A 17,885-nucleotide genomic window follows, 5' to 3' on the forward strand; every position below is an offset into this window, starting at 1 on the left:
TTGCATAAAAGCAGCTTCGCACCTGCGATTCTCGGCGAATTTGCCGCATTGTAAAAAAGAAAGAGCGATGTTATAATAGGCGAAAAGAGCGTAAAACAAGGCTGCAGCCTTATTGTGCAAAGAACTGAAAAAGAAAAGGAGGATTTTCCATGAGTAAAAAAGTATATATTTTTCTGGCAGACGGTTTTGAAGATATTGAAGGACTGACGGTGGTAGACTTAATGCGCAGAGCAGGAGTTGAGATCACCACTGTATCTATCAAGGAAACAAAGGAAGTCACCACTTCCCATAATATTCCACTGCTTACGGACGCAGTTTTCGGGGAAACAGACTTTTCCGATGCGGATATGCTGGTGCTGCCGGGCGGAATGCCGGGGACAAAATATCTTGGAGCCTATAAACCCCTTACGGATCTTTTGGAAAGCTTCTATAATAAAGGCGGAAAAATCGCAGCGATCTGTGCAGCGCCTACCGTGTTTGCTTCACTGGGCTTTTTAAAAGGAAGAAAAGCAACGGCATATCCATCCTGCATGGCTGATCTGGGCGATGCCGTTCGTTCTGAGGAAAAGGTGGTAATTGACGGTAATGTAACCACCAGCCGTGGACTTGGTACAGCCATTGATTTCAGCCTTTCCCTGATCGCACAGCTTCTTGGAGAAGAAAAAGCAGAGGAAATCGCGGAGTCTATAGTTTATGGTCGTTGAAAAACGTTGAAAACCCTGTATTTCTGCGAAAAAATACTGGCGTTTTTGAAATTCTTATGCTATACTACTACAATGACTGTAATTATAGGGAAGTATCCATTATATAGAGGAATATCCCTGAAAGCATAAAAGAAAAAAACAGCAATGCTGTTACCGGTCAATTGGAGCACATTGCAATCACATTTTACCTGAATATTAAGGAGGAACACGAAAATGAGTTTACAGGTGGAGAAAATGGAGAAAAACATGGCGAAGCTTACCATCGAGGTTTCCGCCGAGGATTTAGACAAGGCAATGGAGAGAGCATACCAGAAACAGAAGAGCAAAATCACTCTTCCTGGCTTCCGTAAAGGCAAAGCTCCGAGAAAAATGATCGAGCGCATGTACGGCAAGGGAGTTTTCATGGAAGATGCTGTAAATGCACTGGTACCGGAGCACTACAGCAAGGCTCTTGACGAATGCGACCTTGAAATCGTTTCCCAGCCGGATATCAACGTAACCCAGATGGAGCCAGGAAAAGCTCTCATCTTCACAGCAGAAGTAGCTGTAAAACCTGAAGTAACACTTGGCGAATATAAAGGCGTAGAGGTTCCGAAGGCAGAGATCACTGTAACGGACGAGGAAGTTGACGCAGAAGTTAAGAAAGAGCAGGAGAAAAACTCCAGAACAGTTACCGTAGAAGACCGTGCAGCAGCAAAAGATGATATCGTAACCATCGATTTCGAAGGCTTCACAGACGGTGTTGCATTTGAGGGCGGAAAGGGAACCGATTACCCGCTTACCCTTGGCTCAGGCACCTTCATCCCTGGCTTCGAGGATCAGTTGATCGGTGCAAACACCGGTGACCACGTAGAAGTAAAGGTTACCTTCCCGGAGGAATATCAGGCAAAAGAGCTTGCCGGAAAAGAAGCAGTATTCCAGTGCGATGTTAAGAAGATCGAAGCAAAAGAGCTTCCTGAGCTTGACGATGATTTTGCAAAGGATGTTTCTGAGTTTGACACTCTTGCAGAGTACAAAGAAAGCTTAAAGAAAAACTTAACAGAAAAGAAAGAAAAAGAAGCTGCAACCGAGAAAGAGAACGCAGCAATTGATAAAGTAATCGAGAATGCACAGATGGATATTCCGGAACTGATGATCCAGAGCCAGGCTCGTCAGATGATGGATGATTTCGGCAGAAGAATGCAGTCCCAGGGCTTATCCATGGATCAGTACTTCCAGTTCACTGGAATGACCGCTGAAAAGATGCTGGAGGATATGAAACCGCAGGCATTAAAGAGAATCCAGACAAGACTTGTCCTGGAGAAGGTTGCAGAGGTTGAGAACATCCAGCCGTCTGAGGAAGAAGTAGAAGCAGAGATCGCTAAGATGGCAGAAGCCTACAAGATGGAAGCAGACAAGATCAAAGAGCTTCTTGGCGATGCTGAGTTAGATCAGATGAAGAAAGACATGGCTGTACAGAAGGCTGTAACCGTGATTGCTGAGGCTGCAAAAGAGGTTTAAAAATTTCATCTGACGCCTATAATAAGAAAAGAGGGAATTTATGAGTTTAGTGCCATATGTCATTGAACAGACAAGCAGGGGGGAAAGAAGCTACGATATTTATTCCAGGCTTCTGAAGGACAGGATTATTTTTCTGGGAGAGGAAGTAAACGATGTAAGCGCCAGCCTTGTGGTGGCTGAACTGCTTTTCCTGGAGGCAGAGGATCCGGGAAAGGACATCCAGTTATACATCAACAGCCCGGGAGGATCCGTGACAGCAGGCATGGCCATTTACGATACCATGCAGTATATCAAGTGCGACGTTTCCACCATTTGTCTCGGAATGGCTGCCAGCATGGGTGCATTCCTTCTGGCAGGCGGTACAAAGGGCAAGAGATTCGCTCTGCCCAACTCTACGATCATGATTCACCAGCCATCCGGCGGTGCACAGGGGCAGGCTACAGAGATACAGATCGTAGCTGACCATATCGCAAAGACAAAGAGAACTTTAAATGAGATTCTGGCAGCGAACACCGGACAGCCTATTGAGGTTGTTGAGCGCGACACTGACCGTGACAATTACATGTCTGCGGAGGAGGCGAAAGCCTACGGCTTAATTGACGGTGTGGTAATGCACAAGTAATCATGCGAAAGAAAAGACTCCTGAAAAACCAGGAGTCTTATCTTGCTTAATACCAAAACTTTAATTATGAAAGGAAAAGTTAGAAATCCATGGCAGAAAAGATAAGAGAAGGAAGAATCAGATGTTCCTTTTGCCAGAAAACCGAGGACCAGGTGAGAAAATTGATTGCCGGACCCAACGGCGCATTTATCTGTGATGAATGTGTGGGAATCTGTGCGGAGATCATAGAGGAGGAGCTGGATGGAGTATACAGCCAGGAAGACATTCTGGATTCGGAAATCAACCTGCTGAAACCGGAAGAAATACACGGTATCCTGGATGACTATGTGATTGGGCAGGATGAGGCAAAAAAAGCTCTCTCCGTAGCTGTTTATAACCATTATAAGCGTGTAACTGCGTCCAGAAATCTGGACGTGGAGCTGCAGAAGAGCAATATCCTGATGCTTGGACCTACAGGTTCCGGCAAGACGCTCCTTGCCCAGACCCTTGCCAGACTTCTGAACGTGCCGTTTGCCATTGCAGATGCTACCACATTGACAGAAGCCGGATATGTGGGCGAGGATGTGGAGAACATTCTGCTGAAGATCATTCAGGCGGCAGACTGGGACATTGAGAGAGCACAATATGGAATTATCTATATTGATGAGATTGATAAAATAACGAAAAAATCCGAGAATGTGTCTATCACCCGTGACGTATCGGGAGAGGGCGTTCAGCAGGCTCTGCTGAAAATCCTGGAGGGAACGGTTGCCAGCGTACCGCCTCAGGGCGGCAGAAAGCACCCGCACCAGGATTTTATCCAGATCGATACCACTAACATTTTGTTTATCTGCGGCGGCGCTTTTGACGGTCTGGAAAAGATCATCGAATCCAGACAGGATACTAAGGCGATCGGATTTGGCGCTGAGGTAGCCACAAAAGAGGACAAAAACGTAGGTGAACTTTTGAAGGAAGTAATGCCGGAGGATCTGATCAAGTTCGGTCTGATTCCTGAGTTCGTGGGAAGGGTTCCGGTAGTGGTAACCCTTGACAGCCTGGATGAGAGCGCACTGATCCGTATTTTGAGAGAGCCGAAAAACTCTCTTACAAAGCAGTATCATAAGCTGTTTGAGTTGGACGGAGTGGAACTTGATTTCAATGAGGATGCCCTGGAAGTGATGGCGAAACGTTCTCTGGAGAGAAAAACAGGAGCCAGAGGTCTGCGTGCCATCATGGAGACCACCCTGATGGATCTGATGTACAAAACACCATCCGACAATACGATCCGAAAATGTATCATAACAAAAGAAGCTGTTGAAGGCACCGGGGAACCGGAGATCATTCACGGGGAAGTGCCTGCACCTCCCGCAAGGAGAAACCAGCGCACCCGGAAAAAGGGAAAGCCTGAGACAGCCTGAGAAGGGACTGACAATACATGAGTGACCCAATTACCACATTGCCGACAATTGCCCTTCGGGGAACGACGATCCTTCCGGGGATGATCATTCACTTTGACGTGAGCCGGGAACGTTCTGTCAAAGCAATTGAAGAGGCAATGCTGCATGACCAGAGGATTTTTCTGATCACCCAAAAGGACCCGGAAATCGAAACACCAGGTTTTCAGGACTTGTATCAGGTAGGAACGATTGCTTTTATTAAACAGGTCATAAAGCTTCCAAAAAACCTTCTTCGTGTTCTTGTTGAGGGGACTGAGAAGGCGGAGCTGCTGAAATTGGAGCAGGAGCTTCCCTATATTAAGGCAGAGACTTTTCCGTATGGACAGGATGAGGATATCCTTCCATCTTCCATGAAGGAGGCTATGTTCCGAAGTATCCGGGAGCTTTTCCATAAGTATTGCGGGGAAAGCGGCAAGATCAGCAAGGAACTGGTCGCCCAGATCCTGAATATTACCGAAGTGGAGGAACTGATCGAGCAGATTTCCATCAACCTTCCTCTTTCCTGGCAGAACAAGCAGAAGCTGTTGGAGGCTGGCTCCATTGGGGAAAGCTATGAGATCCTTGGGGCAATCCTGAGCAATGAGATCGATGTGCTGCAGATCGGCAAGGATTTGCAGAAGAAGCTGAAAAGCCGTATTGATAAAAATCAGAGAGAATATATTCTGAGGGAACAGTTAAGACTGATCCGAGAGGAGCTCGGAGAGGAAAACACTGCCGACGATGCGCAGGAGTTTCGCAAAAAGGTTAAAAAGCTCCAGGCATCCAATGAGGTAAAGGAAAAGATCCTTAAAGAAATAGACCGTTTCAAGAGTATGAATAATAATGCCGCCGAGAGCAGTATTCTGCGGGGATATATCGAAACCATGCTGTCGCTGCCCTGGGATAAGCGTTCGCAGGATTCAGACGATTTAAAAGAAGCATGGAAAATCCTTCAGGACAGCCATTATGGTCTGAAGGAGGTAAAAGAGCGGATCATGGAATTTTTATCCGTCCGCAAGCTTACAAGTAAGGGAAAAAGTCCGATCCTTTGTCTGGTGGGTCCTCCGGGAACCGGAAAAACCTCCATTGCAAAGGCTGTGGCTGAGGCTCTGCACAAAGAATATGTCCGGATCTGTCTGGGCGGAGTCCGGGATGAGGCTGAGATCCGGGGACACAGAAAGACTTATGTGGGTGCCATGCCAGGCAGGATCACGGTAGCTCTGCAGCAGGCGGGAGTCAGCAACCCGTTGATGCTTCTGGATGAGATTGACAAGACCAGCAGCGATTACAAGGGAGATACGGCTTCTGCACTTCTGGAGGTGCTTGACCCGGAGCAGAACAGTCATTTCCAGGACCATTACGTGGAAGCTCCCCAGGATTTGTCAGAGGTACTTTTTATAGCCACTGCAAACGATGTCCAGGGAATCCCAAGACCCCTTCTGGACCGTATGGAGCTGATCGAGATTGCCGGCTATACGGAAAATGAGAAGGAGCACATTGCCAAAAAACATCTGATTCCAAAGCAGATGGAGATCAACGGCATTCCGAAAGGCAGCCTTTCCATCCAAAACGGCGCCCTGCGGAAAATGATTAACAATTATACAAAAGAAGCCGGTGTCCGTTCTCTGGAGCGCAGCATCGGACAGATCTGCCGCAAGACAGCCAGAGCTATTATGGAGGAGGGTAAGGAAAAGGTAACCGTCACAGGCAAAAACCTTTCCAATTACCTGGGCAAAGAAAAGTATAATTACATGATGGCAAACAAAAAAGACGAGGTGGGCATTGCCAGAGGCCTTGCGTGGACGCAGGTGGGCGGAGACACCCTTCAGATAGAAGTCAATGTGATGCCCGGAAAGGGCGAGCTTTTGCTGACAGGGCAGCTTGGAGATGTGATGAAGGAGTCTGCACAGGCAGGCATCAGCTACATCCGTTCCGTAGCTGCTGATTACGGCGTAGACCAGGAGTTTTTCCAGGAAAATGACATCCATGTACATATCCCGGAAGGCGCAGTGCCGAAGGACGGTCCTTCTGCGGGAATCACAATGGCAACAGCGATGCTATCGGCAATCGTGAAGGAGCCTGTGCGGGCTGACCTTGCCATGACAGGAGAAATCACCCTGCGGGGTCGTGTACTTGCCATTGGAGGCCTGAAGGAAAAGCTTTTGGCTGCGAAATATGCGAAAATTAAGGAAGTGCTGGTTCCAAAGGAGAATAAACCGGATATCGAGGAAATGGACAGCGAAATCACAGAGGGACTGAAGATTTCCTTTGTGGAAACCATGGAAGATGTTCTGGAAAAAGCACTGGCGGGAAATCATAAGTAAGAGAGGAAACCTATGATTATCAAAAACGTATCACTGGATATCGTCTGCGGAATCACCAGCAAGCTGCCGGTTACGGGAAGACCGGAGGTGGCTTTTGCCGGAAAATCAAATGTGGGGAAATCCTCCCTGATCAACGGCCTGATGAACCGGAAGTCTCTGGCACGGACCAGCGCCCAGCCGGGTAAAACCCAGACCATTAATTTTTACAATATAAACGAGTGTATCTACCTGGTAGACCTTCCGGGTTACGGGTATGCAAAGGTTGCCCAGTCCGAAAAGGAAAAATGGGGCAAAATGATAGAGAATTACCTTCATGCATCAAAGGATCTGAAAGCGGTGTTTCTGCTGATCGACATCCGACATGAGCCTTCCGCAAACGATAAGATGATGTATGACTGGATCATACACAATGGCTACGAGCCTATCATCATTGCTACAAAGCTGGATAAGCTGAAACGCAGCCAGGTGCAGAAAAACATAAAAATGATAAAAGAAGGGCTGAAGCTCCGCCCGGGAAGTAGCATTATTCCTTTTTCGTCTGTGACGAAGCAGGGACGTGAGGAAATCTGGGCGCTGATAGACGAGCTGACCGGGATGGCTCCGGCAGCTACCGATGAGGCCGACAAGGACCGAAAAACAGAGACAAAATAAGAGGACAAAAACATGGGAATTATCAAGGCGTTCAAGCTGGGATTTGACTATCTCAAGTATGATGAGGACGGCAATGTGCAGGACACGCAGCGCGCCGTCAATGATGTAAACCTGGACATTGAAGCCGGCGATTTCGTAGCGATTCTGGGACATAACGGTTCCGGCAAATCCACGCTGGCAAAGCACATGAATGCGCTGCTGCTTCCATCGGAGGGAACGATCTGGGTGGACGATATGGACACCTCAAAGGAGGAGGAGCTGTGGAAGATCCGCCAGAAGGCAGGAATGGTTTTCCAGAACCCTGATAACCAGATCATTGGAACTGTGGTGGAAGAGGATATTGGATTCGGCCCGGAAAACATGGGCATCCCCACAGAGGATATCTGGAAAAGGGTGGACGAAGGACTGAAAAAAACGGGAATGACGGCCTACCGCCATCACTCGCCAAATAAGCTGTCCGGCGGTCAGAAGCAGCGTGTGGCAATTGCAGGCGTAGTGGCAATGAGACCTCAGTGTATCGTTCTGGACGAGCCAACTGCCATGCTTGACCCAAATGGCCGCAAGGAAGTTCTGGAGGCTGTATCAGAGCTGAATAAAAAAGAAAACGTAACCGTCATCCTTATCACCCATTACATGGAGGAGGTTATCCATGCAAACAAGGTGTATGTGATGGACAGCGGTAATATTGTGATGCAGGGAACACCGAAGGAAATCTTTTCCCAGGTGGAAACACTGAAAAAATACCGCCTGGATGTCCCGCAGGTAACGCTGCTTGCTCATGAGCTTCGCTTAGCCGGCGTGGATATTTCTGAGGGGATCCTGACAAAGGAAGAATTGGTAGGTGCGTTATGTCGATAGAGTTAAAACATGTGACTTATACTTACGGTCCGGGGACTGCCTATGAGATCCACGCCTTAAAGGACATTAACCTCACCATCCCGGACGGGCAGTTTATTGGTGTGATCGGTCATACCGGAAGCGGAAAATCTACTTTGATCCAGCATTTCAATGCCCTGATCCAGCCCACATCAGGAGAAATCCTCTATAACGGCGAAAACATCTGGGCGGAAAGCTATAACCGCCGCGTACTTCGAAGCGAGGTGGGCCTTGTATTCCAGTATCCGGAACACCAGCTTTTTGAAAATGATGTACTTTCCGATGTATGCTTTGGACCTATGAACCAGGGATTATCCCGGGAAGAAGCCGAAATCGAGGCAAAAAAAGCCCTGGCACAGGTGGGTGTAAAAGAAAAGAATTACGGAAAATCCCCCTTTGAGCTGTCTGGCGGACAGAAAAAAAGAGTGGCGATCGCAGGCGTTCTTGCCATGAACCCCAAGATCCTCATTCTGGACGAGCCAACCGCAGGACTTGACCCTCAGGGAAGAGACGACATCCTGGATCAGATCGCAGAGCTTCACAAGGTAAGAGGCATCACGATCATCCTCGTTTCCCACAGCATGGAAGACATTGCGAAATATGTAGAACGTCTCATTGTTATGAATCACGGCGAGGCCGTCTACGACGACACCCCAAAAGCCGTATTTTCCCATTACAAAGAGCTGGAATCCATGGGCCTTGCAGCCCCGCAGATCACCTATATCATGCACGCTCTGCTGGAACATGGACTGGACGTTGACCCCGATGCAACTACCGTAGAGGAAGCCAGAGAGAGCATACTGGAAGCACTGAAAAAACGAAAGCGGCAGAATCAGACAGGAGGACAGGAAAATGATTAGAGACATTACAATCGGACAATACTATCCTGCAGACTCCATCCTGCACAGACTGGACCCCAGAACAAAATTCATGGGAACACTGGCCTTCATCATATCCGTGTTCCTGTTCCACACCTTCCCAGGCTACGCAGTTGCAACCATTTTCCTGGCAGCTATGATCGCCCTGTCCAAAGTACCTGTAAAATTTATCTTCAAGGGCCTAAAAGCAATCTTCATGCTTCTGATCATAACCGTCATTTTCAACATCATCCTGACCCCTGGAGAAGTCCTGTGGAAGCTGGGCTTCCTTAAAATTACAAAAGAAGGCCTGACCCTTGCCGGAACCATGGCGATCCGTTTAGTCTACCTGGTCATCGGCTCATCCATCATGACCCTCACCACCACCCCCAACCAGCTAACGGACGGCCTGGAGCGCCTCCTGCGCCCCCTGAACAAAATCCACGTCCCGGTACACGAAATCTCCATGATGATGTCCATAGCCCTGCGCTTCATCCCCATCCTCCTGGAGGAAACAGACAAAATCATGAAAGCCCAAATAGCCAGAGGCGCTGACTTCGAAAACGGAAACCTGATCCAGAAGGCCAAAAACATGGTCCCCCTCCTGGTCCCCCTCTTCATTTCCGCCTTCCGCCGCGCCAACGACCTGGCCATGGCCATGGAAGCCCGCTGCTACCACGGCGGCACCCACCGCACCCAAATGAAACCCTTATGTTACAAAAAACGCGACCATGCCGCCTACGCCCTCATGCTCGCCTACCTGGCAATCGGCGTTGCCTTCCGAATCGTAGGAATCTAAATCAAAATATTAGCTCATTTTATCAATACGCCCCACTGTTACCCTACCCTACCACCCACTACACATGCTCTCCCAAGGAAACAATTCGAGCAGCAAAGCGGGGCCAACAGGGGGAGCGCGAGGGGGCATGCGGCCTTCGCAACTCCGAGCTTGCCCCCTCGCAGGTTTTATCATTTTTTTACAAAAAAAGGAGCCCCTCCATGAAACGAATCGCCCTAATCGTCGCCTACGACGGCACCAACTACTGCGGCTGGCAGACCCAGCCCAACGGCATCACCATCCAAGGCGTTCTAAACGAAACCCTCTCAGAATTACTGGGAGAGCAAATCGAAACCATAGGCGCCAGCCGTACCGATGCCGGTGTGCACGCTTATGGAAACGTAGCAGTATTTGACACAAATACCCGCATCCCCGGCGAAAAAATCTCCTACGCCCTAAACCAGCGTCTCCCGGACGACATCCGCATCCAGCTCTCCGAGGAAGTGGAACCCGACTTCCACCCACGCTACTGCGACAGCGAAAAAACCTATGAATATCGCATCCTGAACCGCAAATTCCCCGTCCCCACAGAGCGCTTATACTCCTATTTTTATCACTATAAACTGGACGAAACCAAAATGCGCGAAGCCACCTCTTACCTAATCGGCAAGCATGACTTCGCCAGCTTCTGCGGCTCAAAAGCCCAGGTAAAAACCACGATCCGCACCATCACCTCCATGGATGTGTGGCGCGATGGCGACATGGTCACCATCCGTGTAACCGGAACCGGATTCCTCTACAACATGGTCCGCATCATCTCCGGAACCCTGATTGAAATAGGAAACGGCCAATACCCGCCTGAACGGATAAAGGCCATTTTAGATGCCTGCGACCGGGAAGCTGCCGGACCAACTGCCCCTGCCCACGGACTTACATTGATAGGAATACAGTTTTTTTAAAAAATTATTTTCAGCACTGTTTGCATTGTAAAAGCTTCTGCATTTGCATAATTCCCTTTTCCTGGGAAGTAATGATCGCCTCCAAAATTGGGCATAACTCCGGGCAAATGTCGTACTGCAGAGCATTCCTTGACATTCGGATGGCACCTCTGTGGTGCGGGATCATTTCCCTCATGAAATCATCGCTGATCTGATTGTCGTAGCAGGCGCTGCCCATGTCTGCAAACATGGTGGTCATGATCTGTGCATTTTTTCGCTGATACAAAAAGATATCTCTGTCTGAATTACAGATTTTCCCGCATGAACAGAAAGCATCTTCCATATTTTTTATACTTTTCGTCTGCTCCGCAATAATTTGCGATGCGATGTGGATCAAAGGGGTACAGGTTGTATATTTCAGGATGTTTTCTGACATTTGGATAGCAGCCCGGTGATGGGGGATCATCTGAATGATGAAATTCTGGGAAATGCTGTCCTTTAACTCAATATCTGTCATCGCATGGATCATGGTGTCCAGGATATTATAAAACCGGAACAGATACTCCTTTGTATTATCATGCAACAGACACCGCATATTTTGAATACTCCCTGGAGGATTCAGAATGTTGCTTTATTATATGTCCGGAGAGGAAAAGTGTTCATGAATAAACTCTGTCAACCTGGATGACTGCGAAAAAACGTCTGTCAGGAAGCTGGCGAACACGCTGCTTCAGCATGTTGGTTATTTCCACATCAGTCATCCGACAGTCATAAGGTACCGCCACATCAAAAATCAGGTTGGTGTGCGTATTACCCTCAACCATGCGGAAATCGTGAATCGTCAGTCTGGAATCCAGAGCTTTAGCCATATCCAGAACCTGTTGATGAAGGCGATTAACTTCCTCGTTGTCGGTTACGATGGGGTCCATATGTATGGTTGCAGAGCAATTAAGCTTTTGCTGCAGTTCGTGTTCAATATTGTCAATCTCATCATGGATGGTAAGAAGATCTCCATCTGCAGAAACCTCTGCGTGAAGGGAAATCATCAGTCTTCCCGGACCATAGTCATGCACAATGAGATCGTGGATTCCATGCACGATCGGATGAGCTATTACAAGCTGTTCAATATGTTCTACAAGATCTTTTTCCGGGGCTTTTCCAAGGAGAGGGTCCATGGTGTCTTTCATGGTTGTGATTCCCGTATAGAAAATAAAGATTCCGACCAGTACACCGAACCATCCGTCCAGAATAACACCGGTAAGCTGGCTGATTATCGTCGCGATCAGGACCAGTGTAGTGGAGATGGTATCGCTCAAACTGTCGCTGGCAGTAGCCTGCATGGCGGTACTGTTGATTTTTTTGCCAATAGACCGATTGTAGAAGCACATATAAAATTTTGTCAGAATGGAAAGGATCAGGATGGAAAGAATTAAGGGACTGCTTTCAATGGCTTCCGGGTGCAAAATTTTTTCTACAGAGGACTTGATCAGTTCAAATCCCATGATTAAAATTGCTACGGATACAAAAAGTCCGGAGATATATTCCATCCGTCCGTGACCAAAAGGATGTTCAGGGTCAGGCTTTTGACCGGAAAGCTTAAAGCCGATCAGGGTAATGATTGAGGAGCCTGCATCAGATAGGTTATTAAAGGCATCCGCTGTGATAGCGATGGAACCGCTTAAGGTTCCTGCCAGCCACTTTCCGATAAAAAGAAGAATATTCAATCCTATGCCGACAGCACCGCACAGCATCCCGTATGCCTGACGGACATCCGGTGACTGGTAATCGGTAGGATTTTTAATAAATAATCGTGATAAAAAAGATACCATATATTTTACCTCGTAATTTTATGCAAAAGTCTTTTGCATATACTATGTTATTTAACAAATATTATCACTAAATGGAGAAAATAGCTATCTTAAATTTTATTTAAGTGGGGGAAGAGAATGAAGGAGCGGAAAAATGAAGCCGTATTTATGGCAGTTGTTGTTTTGTTCTGGTTTGCGCAGTACATCTACATTCCATTCCAGACTACATATCTTTCAGGTGCAGGCGCAGCGGCAAGCACGGTGGGCACAATCGTAGGTGCTTATGGTATGGCGCAGATGATATTGCGCCTCCCTGTAGGAGTAAGTGCGGACCGGGTGGGAAGACATAAACCCTTTATTATGATCGGGGCACTGGCAGCAGGAGGTGCATCACTGGTAAGAGTATTATGGTGCAACGGCGTGGGATTTTTGACTGGGAATCTTCTCTCGGGGCTGGCGTCTGCCATGTGGATTTCCTTTATGATATTTTATACGGGAAAATACACGGCAAAAGAGCAGCAGTCGGCAACCGGACGGATCGTTATGTTTAACAATCTGGGAATACTCCTGGGATTTACTGCGAGCGCCCTGCTTTATGCAAAAATAGGCATGGGAAAAATCTGTATTCTTAGCGTGGCAGCAGGGTGTGCTGCGTTTTTACTGTCTTTACTGCTGAGGGAACCGGAAGCCACAGGCGGCGGATATACGGTTCGTGAACTACTCTGCGTATGCAAAGGAAGACAGTTATGGATGTTTGCACTGGTGGCTTTGATTCAACAAGGCGTACAGTTGACCACCACCATGTCCTTTACCAATCAGATATTGAAAAACGCTGGTGCTACCGATGGGGTTGTAGGGATTTCTTCTATAATATATATGATATCAGCGGTTTTGTTTGCGGCATTTGCATCCTCTGAGATTTGCGGGAAAAAGGGACCGGGATTCTGGATACCGGTGGTACTTTGCGTGGTAGCGGCTTATTGCATCCTGGCACCTATTGCGGGAAGTGTTCCTGTGATCCTGGTTCTGCAGATTTTGCCGGGAATGTCTACCGGTATACTTTTTTCCTATGCAACATCCGAAGCCATGCAGGGAATCCCGGCTGAGAAAAAATCAACGGCTATGGGCTTTTTCCAGGCTGTTTATGCCATCGGCATGACGATGCTGCCTGCAATGACAGGGAAGATCATCGGCGTATCCGGCATCCAGGCAGGGTATCTGGTATTGGCTGGGATAGCAGCAGCGGGGGCTGCAGCAACTGTGATGTGGTACAAGCGTTGCCCGCAAAAAACGTGACAAAAACGTGACAAAAACTTGGAAATTCCGGGAAAAAGTAGTTGACAGACGAAAAAGGATATAATATAATTACTCAATGTGACGTAGTGCGAAGATACTTAAGCCAATAGCCCCGGCAACAGTATTTATCAGCGGTTTCGGACATTTCCGCGGTTCACTGCACTTTCGTTTCAAATCACTTATTTTCGCGGATTACCGCGGTTTAACAAACAATCGTTGATAAATAACAGGAGGTAAAACCATGCAGACTTATATGGCTAATCCAGATAAAATCGAAAGAAAATGGTATGTAGTTGACGCTGATGGATGCACCCTTGGCCGTCTGGCTTCCGGCGTAGCAAGCGTTTTAAGAGGAAAGAACAAACCGCAGTTTACACCACACGTTGATACCGGAGATTACGTGATCATCGTAAATGCAGACAAGGTTAAAGTAACCGGTAAGAAATTGGAGCAGAAGATCTACTACAATCACTCTGATTATGTAGGCGGAATGAAAGAGACTACATTAAAAGAAATGATGGCTAAAAAACCGGAGAAGGTTGTTGAGCTGGCAGTGAAAGGAATGCTTCCAAAAGGACCTTTGGGAAGAACCATGTACAAGAAACTTTTCGTTTATGCCGGACCAGAGCACAAGCATGAAGCTCAGAAACCGGAAGCTTTAACATTTTAATGAGGAGGTAGAAAACATTGGCTAGCGCAAAATTCTACGGAACAGGAAGAAGAAAAAAATCAGTAGCAAGAGTTTACCTGGTACCTGGAACAGGTAAAATCACTATCAATAAAAGAGATATCGATGAATATTTTGGATTAGACACTCTGAAAGTTATCGTTCGTCAGCCGTTAGTGGCAACTGAGACAGACGGAAAATTCGATGTACTTGTAAACGTACACGGCGGCGGATACACCGGACAGGCAGGCGCCATCAGACACGGTGTGGCAAGAGCCCTTCTTGAGGCAGACAGCGAATACAGACCAGTTCTTAAGTCCGCAGGTTACTTAACTCGTGACCCACGTATGAAAGAGCGTAAGAAATACGGTCTCAAAGCAGCTCGTAGAGCTCCGCAGTTCAGCAAGCGTTAGGAAATTATATTATTGTATAGAAGTCCGCAAACATCAAGTTTGCGGACTTTTTGTGTTATAGATTAGTATCAGTTGTAAACGGCGCATTCAGCCAGAAGTCATAGAAACAAAAAGGTAAGCTACCTGGAATGGGATTTTGCAGAGGTAGGTAATTTTAAAGAATTCGCTTTTAAACAGGACATATATTTGTTAAAATAAAAAGGTAAGCGAATGAGGGGCTAATAATAATTATGAGGTGCCATGCATGACAATGGAAGAAATCCTATCCGGTGAATCAAAAAACGTTGAGTTTAAAGTGGCTTTACCGGAAAAAAGCATAAAATATATGAAATCTGTAGTAGCTTTTGCCAACAGCAGCGGCGGTAAGATCTTTTTTGGAGTGGAAGATGATACCTGCAAAGTCGTCGGTATTGATGATGAGAATCTATTTAAGACTATGGATGCGATAACAAATGCAATTTCAGATTCCTGTGAGCCGGCAATCTATCCGGACATTTCTCTGCAGACAATAGAAGAGAAAACGATTATTGTTGTGGAAATCAGTGCAGGAAAACAGAGACCATACTATATCAAGTCTATGGGCAGAGATGCTGGCGTGTTTGTCCGCGTAGCAGGAACTTCCCGCGAGGCAGATGAATATATGATTAAGGAACTGCTTTTTGAGGGGAGCAACCGCAGCTTTGACCGGACAATCTGTCTCGGATATGAAATTACAGATGCGGATATCGAAAACCTGTGTAAGTCGATGAAAGAAACGGCTTTAAAGCATTGCAAGAATGACGAAGAGAAAGCTGCAGTGAAGGATGTTACTGTCCGTCAGTTGATTTCCTGGGGAATTGTGCAGGAATGTGATGGAAAGTATATTCCAACAAATGCGTTTGCGCTTCTTGCGGGTAATGATGTGCTTCCGACAGCAACGCAATGCGGTGTATTCAAGGGAACAACGAAAGCACATTTCGTGGATCGCCGGGAATATTCCGGACCGATTCAGGATCAGGTTGAGGAGGCATTGCAGTTTGTACTGAGGAACATCCACCTGGGGGTGGAGATTTCTGGTATTGCCCGCCATGATGTATATGAGATACCCGTAGAAAGTATTCGTGAGCTACTTCTGAACGCAGCGATCCACCGCAGCTATCTGGATCACAGTAATATTCAGGTTGCTATATATGACGATCGTCTGGAGGTAACTTCACCGGGAAAACTCCCGATGGGACAAAGCATCGAACGCATGAAGAAAGGGTATTCAAAGATCCGGAATGAGGCACTTGCCAATGCCTTTTCGTATATGAAACTGATGGAGCACTGGGGCAGCGGAATCCCACGTATCATTAAAATGGTGAAAGCGGCAGGATTGCGGGAGCCGGAGTTCATTGATGGAGATGTTGACCTTAGAATTAATATTTATAGGGGAAAGATTGGTGACAATGTCACTGATGTCACCAAAAATGTCACCGAAGTTGTCACCAAGGATAAGACACATGAGGACATAATATTAGAAATGATTATGAATGAGCCGCAGGTCACACAGAAAAAGATGGCAGAAGTTTTGGGAGTAACGAGCAGAACTGTTAAGAGAATTCTATCAAAGATGCAGGATGACGGTGTGGTTTCCAGAGAAGGCTCTGCGCGAGCCGGCAAATGGATCGTCTTGTAAATTGCATGATATTTAGCGGATGTTTCGGCAGGGGTTAAACTAAGGGTTAAATTGCCCGCACGAAGCTGAAATTTCCCAGAAAACTGGGTATCCCCGGGGATGAGGGAAGAGGCGATACGGTCTCAAAGCCGCACGTTGCGCTCCGCAGTTCAGCAAACGTTAGGAAATTATATTATTTTGTATGGAAGTCCGCGAACATCAAGTTTGCGGACTTTTTTAGAGGGATAATTGTACTTACTTATATTGTTAAAGCTAGAATGCATGGGTGACTAACACGTAACTTACAACAAGAAGAAATAGTGACTTGACAGTTTTAAATTGATCTTATATAATGAAGGCTCTTGCACGGAGGGTATATCATACGACAGAGATGATACGCTGGATAAGGCACGGACTGAGAGGTCTGTTCTTTATCCGGCTTTTTTATTTTCCGTGAAAAGCGCCCTGATTTCGTCGATCTACGGCGTAGTGGAATGGCTATGGTCGGACAGTATCAGGGACCGGACGGCACGGCAGCTCTGGCGGTAGTGAGTCCTGTATGGAATATTATCTATAGTCTGGGTCTGCTCATAGGAATCGGGGGATCAGTGCTTTTCAGCACATTGAGGGGAAAGTCAGAACAGAATCAGAAAAAATCCAACGAATATTTCTCGGCAGCGCTGATTGGCGTCGCAATTTTAGCTGTGCTCACCTGGCTGGCAGTTGTTTTCTTTGACCGGGAACTGCTGGTGCTGTTTGGAGCGGAAGAAACCTTGCTGCCGCTGGCAAGAAGATATGTTTTCCCGGTCAAATTTGTCGTCCCCAGTTTCCTGTTCACCCAGTTGATGGCTGCCTTTTTGCGTAACGATGGTAATCCGGGCCTTGCGACAAAGGCTGTTTTGTTCGGGGGAATATTCAACGTATTCGGTGATTATTTTTTTCGTTTTCGTCGAACCTTTTTGTTCGTATTTTTATGAAGCCGACGGAGGATATTCTGGCTATCGCGCCGGGAATCATCCGAAGCTATGGGATTTCATTTCTGCTGCTGCCCTTTAAGATTTTTTCGACGTATTATTTCCAGGCGCTGATGAAGCCTGCAGCTTCCTTCGTTGTGTCTGTGTCCAGAGGTGCGGTGGTCAGCGGAATTCTCATTTACATTCTACCGGCTCTTCTGGGAACGGACTCCATCTGGTTTGCAATGCCGAATACGGAGCTTCTGGTGGCGATTTATGTAGCGGTGAGGATGGTGCAATATACGAAAAAACTGTGGTCAGCGCCGGAAAACTAGAGACTATCGGACTCTGATTAAAAAGGGCAAGAAATTTTATAACTTCTCGGGGTTAGCCTAGATCATCCAACTCCCGTTGGATTTTAGGATAAATTACAACTGAATATAGACT

18 protein-coding genes are annotated in these 17,885 nt (G+C 47.0%); 16 read left to right on the forward strand and 2 right to left on the reverse strand.

The features are described 5' to 3' along the window. Positions 1-149: 149 nt before the first annotated feature. The 10 genes from ACESZH_RS22680 to truA all read left to right on the forward strand — a co-directional run bounded on the left by ACESZH_RS22680 (position 150) and on the right by truA (position 10,686). Positions 150-704, forward strand: coding sequence for a DJ-1 family glyoxalase III (locus ACESZH_RS22680; RefSeq protein WP_373219288.1), 555 nt, complete (start codon positions 150-152; stop codon positions 702-704). 213 nt (positions 705-917) lie between these two features. Beyond that, the gene (tig, locus tag ACESZH_RS22685; RefSeq protein WP_373219287.1) at positions 918-2,204 is read left to right on the forward strand and encodes a trigger factor; all 1,287 of its coding nucleotides are present in this window, start codon (positions 918-920) and stop codon (positions 2,202-2,204) included. Between the two features lie 40 nt (positions 2,205-2,244). Then, positions 2,245-2,826, forward strand: coding sequence for an ATP-dependent Clp endopeptidase proteolytic subunit ClpP (clpP, locus tag ACESZH_RS22690; protein WP_373219285.1), 582 nt, complete (start codon positions 2,245-2,247; stop codon positions 2,824-2,826). Between the two features lie 89 nt (positions 2,827-2,915). Further along, positions 2,916-4,223: an ATP-dependent Clp protease ATP-binding subunit ClpX gene (gene clpX / locus ACESZH_RS22695; RefSeq protein WP_373219283.1), complete on the forward strand. Its 1,308-nt coding sequence runs from the start codon at positions 2,916-2,918 to the stop codon at positions 4,221-4,223. 17 nt (positions 4,224-4,240) lie between these two features. Then, a complete protein-coding gene (gene lon / locus ACESZH_RS22700) occupies positions 4,241-6,565 on the forward strand; it encodes an endopeptidase La (protein WP_373219281.1) in 2,325 nt (774 codons plus the stop codon). A 12-nt stretch (positions 6,566-6,577) separates the two neighbouring features. Further along, positions 6,578-7,216, forward strand: a complete 639-nt coding sequence (yihA, locus tag ACESZH_RS22705) for a ribosome biogenesis GTP-binding protein YihA/YsxC (RefSeq protein WP_373219279.1) — start codon at positions 6,578-6,580, stop codon at positions 7,214-7,216. 12 nt (positions 7,217-7,228) lie between these two features. Then, positions 7,229-8,074 (forward strand): energy-coupling factor transporter ATPase, encoded by an 846-nt coding sequence (locus tag ACESZH_RS22710; protein WP_373219277.1) that lies wholly within the window; start codon positions 7,229-7,231, stop codon positions 8,072-8,074. After that, on the forward strand, positions 8,065-8,952 hold the full coding sequence (locus tag ACESZH_RS22715) for an energy-coupling factor transporter ATPase (RefSeq protein WP_373219275.1): 888 nt from the start codon (positions 8,065-8,067) through the stop codon (positions 8,950-8,952). The genes ACESZH_RS22710 and ACESZH_RS22715 overlap by 10 nt, the downstream gene beginning before the upstream one ends. After that, complete coding sequence (locus ACESZH_RS22720; protein WP_373219273.1) at positions 8,945-9,748, forward strand: energy-coupling factor transporter transmembrane protein EcfT; 804 nt, start codon at positions 8,945-8,947, stop codon at positions 9,746-9,748. The genes ACESZH_RS22715 and ACESZH_RS22720 overlap by 8 nt, the downstream gene beginning before the upstream one ends. A gap of 200 nt (positions 9,749-9,948) precedes the next feature. After that, complete coding sequence (truA, locus tag ACESZH_RS22725) at positions 9,949-10,686, forward strand: tRNA pseudouridine(38-40) synthase TruA (RefSeq protein ID WP_373219271.1); 738 nt, start codon at positions 9,949-9,951, stop codon at positions 10,684-10,686. Positions 10,687-10,696: 10 nt separating this feature from the next. On the opposite strand, the gene ACESZH_RS22730 is transcribed toward truA, so the two are convergent. After that, positions 10,697-11,260: a DUF305 domain-containing protein gene (locus ACESZH_RS22730; protein ID WP_373219269.1), complete on the reverse strand. Its 564-nt coding sequence runs from the start codon at positions 11,258-11,260 to the stop codon at positions 10,697-10,699. Between the two features lie 64 nt (positions 11,261-11,324). Continuing rightward, positions 11,325-12,494 (reverse strand): cation diffusion facilitator family transporter, encoded by a 1,170-nt coding sequence (locus ACESZH_RS22735; RefSeq protein ID WP_373219267.1) that lies wholly within the window; start codon positions 12,492-12,494, stop codon positions 11,325-11,327. A gap of 117 nt (positions 12,495-12,611) precedes the next feature. Between ACESZH_RS22735 and ACESZH_RS22740 the strand changes: the two genes are divergently transcribed. From ACESZH_RS22740 to ACESZH_RS22765, 6 genes are all read left to right on the forward strand, one after another. After that, positions 12,612-13,769 carry an MFS transporter gene (locus ACESZH_RS22740; RefSeq protein ID WP_373219265.1) on the forward strand — a complete coding sequence of 386 codons (1,158 nt, stop codon included), beginning with the start codon at positions 12,612-12,614 and terminating at the stop codon, positions 13,767-13,769. Between the two features lie 241 nt (positions 13,770-14,010). Further along, positions 14,011-14,439 (forward strand): 50S ribosomal protein L13, encoded by a 429-nt coding sequence (gene rplM, locus ACESZH_RS22745; protein ID WP_373219263.1) that lies wholly within the window; start codon positions 14,011-14,013, stop codon positions 14,437-14,439. A 17-nt stretch (positions 14,440-14,456) separates the two neighbouring features. After that, positions 14,457-14,849, forward strand: coding sequence for a 30S ribosomal protein S9 (gene rpsI, locus ACESZH_RS22750; RefSeq protein ID WP_373219261.1), 393 nt, complete (start codon positions 14,457-14,459; stop codon positions 14,847-14,849). A 244-nt stretch (positions 14,850-15,093) separates the two neighbouring features. Further along, positions 15,094-16,506: an ATP-binding protein gene (locus ACESZH_RS22755; protein WP_373219259.1), complete on the forward strand. Its 1,413-nt coding sequence runs from the start codon at positions 15,094-15,096 to the stop codon at positions 16,504-16,506. Positions 16,507-16,979: 473 nt separating this feature from the next. Then, positions 16,980-17,462, forward strand: a complete 483-nt coding sequence (locus ACESZH_RS22760; protein WP_373219257.1) for an MATE family efflux transporter — start codon at positions 16,980-16,982, stop codon at positions 17,460-17,462. Then, a complete protein-coding gene (locus tag ACESZH_RS22765; protein ID WP_373219255.1) occupies positions 17,459-17,773 on the forward strand; it encodes a hypothetical protein in 315 nt (104 codons plus the stop codon). The genes ACESZH_RS22760 and ACESZH_RS22765 overlap by 4 nt, the downstream gene beginning before the upstream one ends. The last annotated feature ends 112 nt before the right edge of the window (positions 17,774-17,885 follow it).

Source organism: Ruminococcus sp. 5_1_39BFAA, assembly GCF_964240875.1.
Classification (GTDB): Bacteria; Bacillota; Clostridia; order Lachnospirales; family Lachnospiraceae; genus Blautia_A.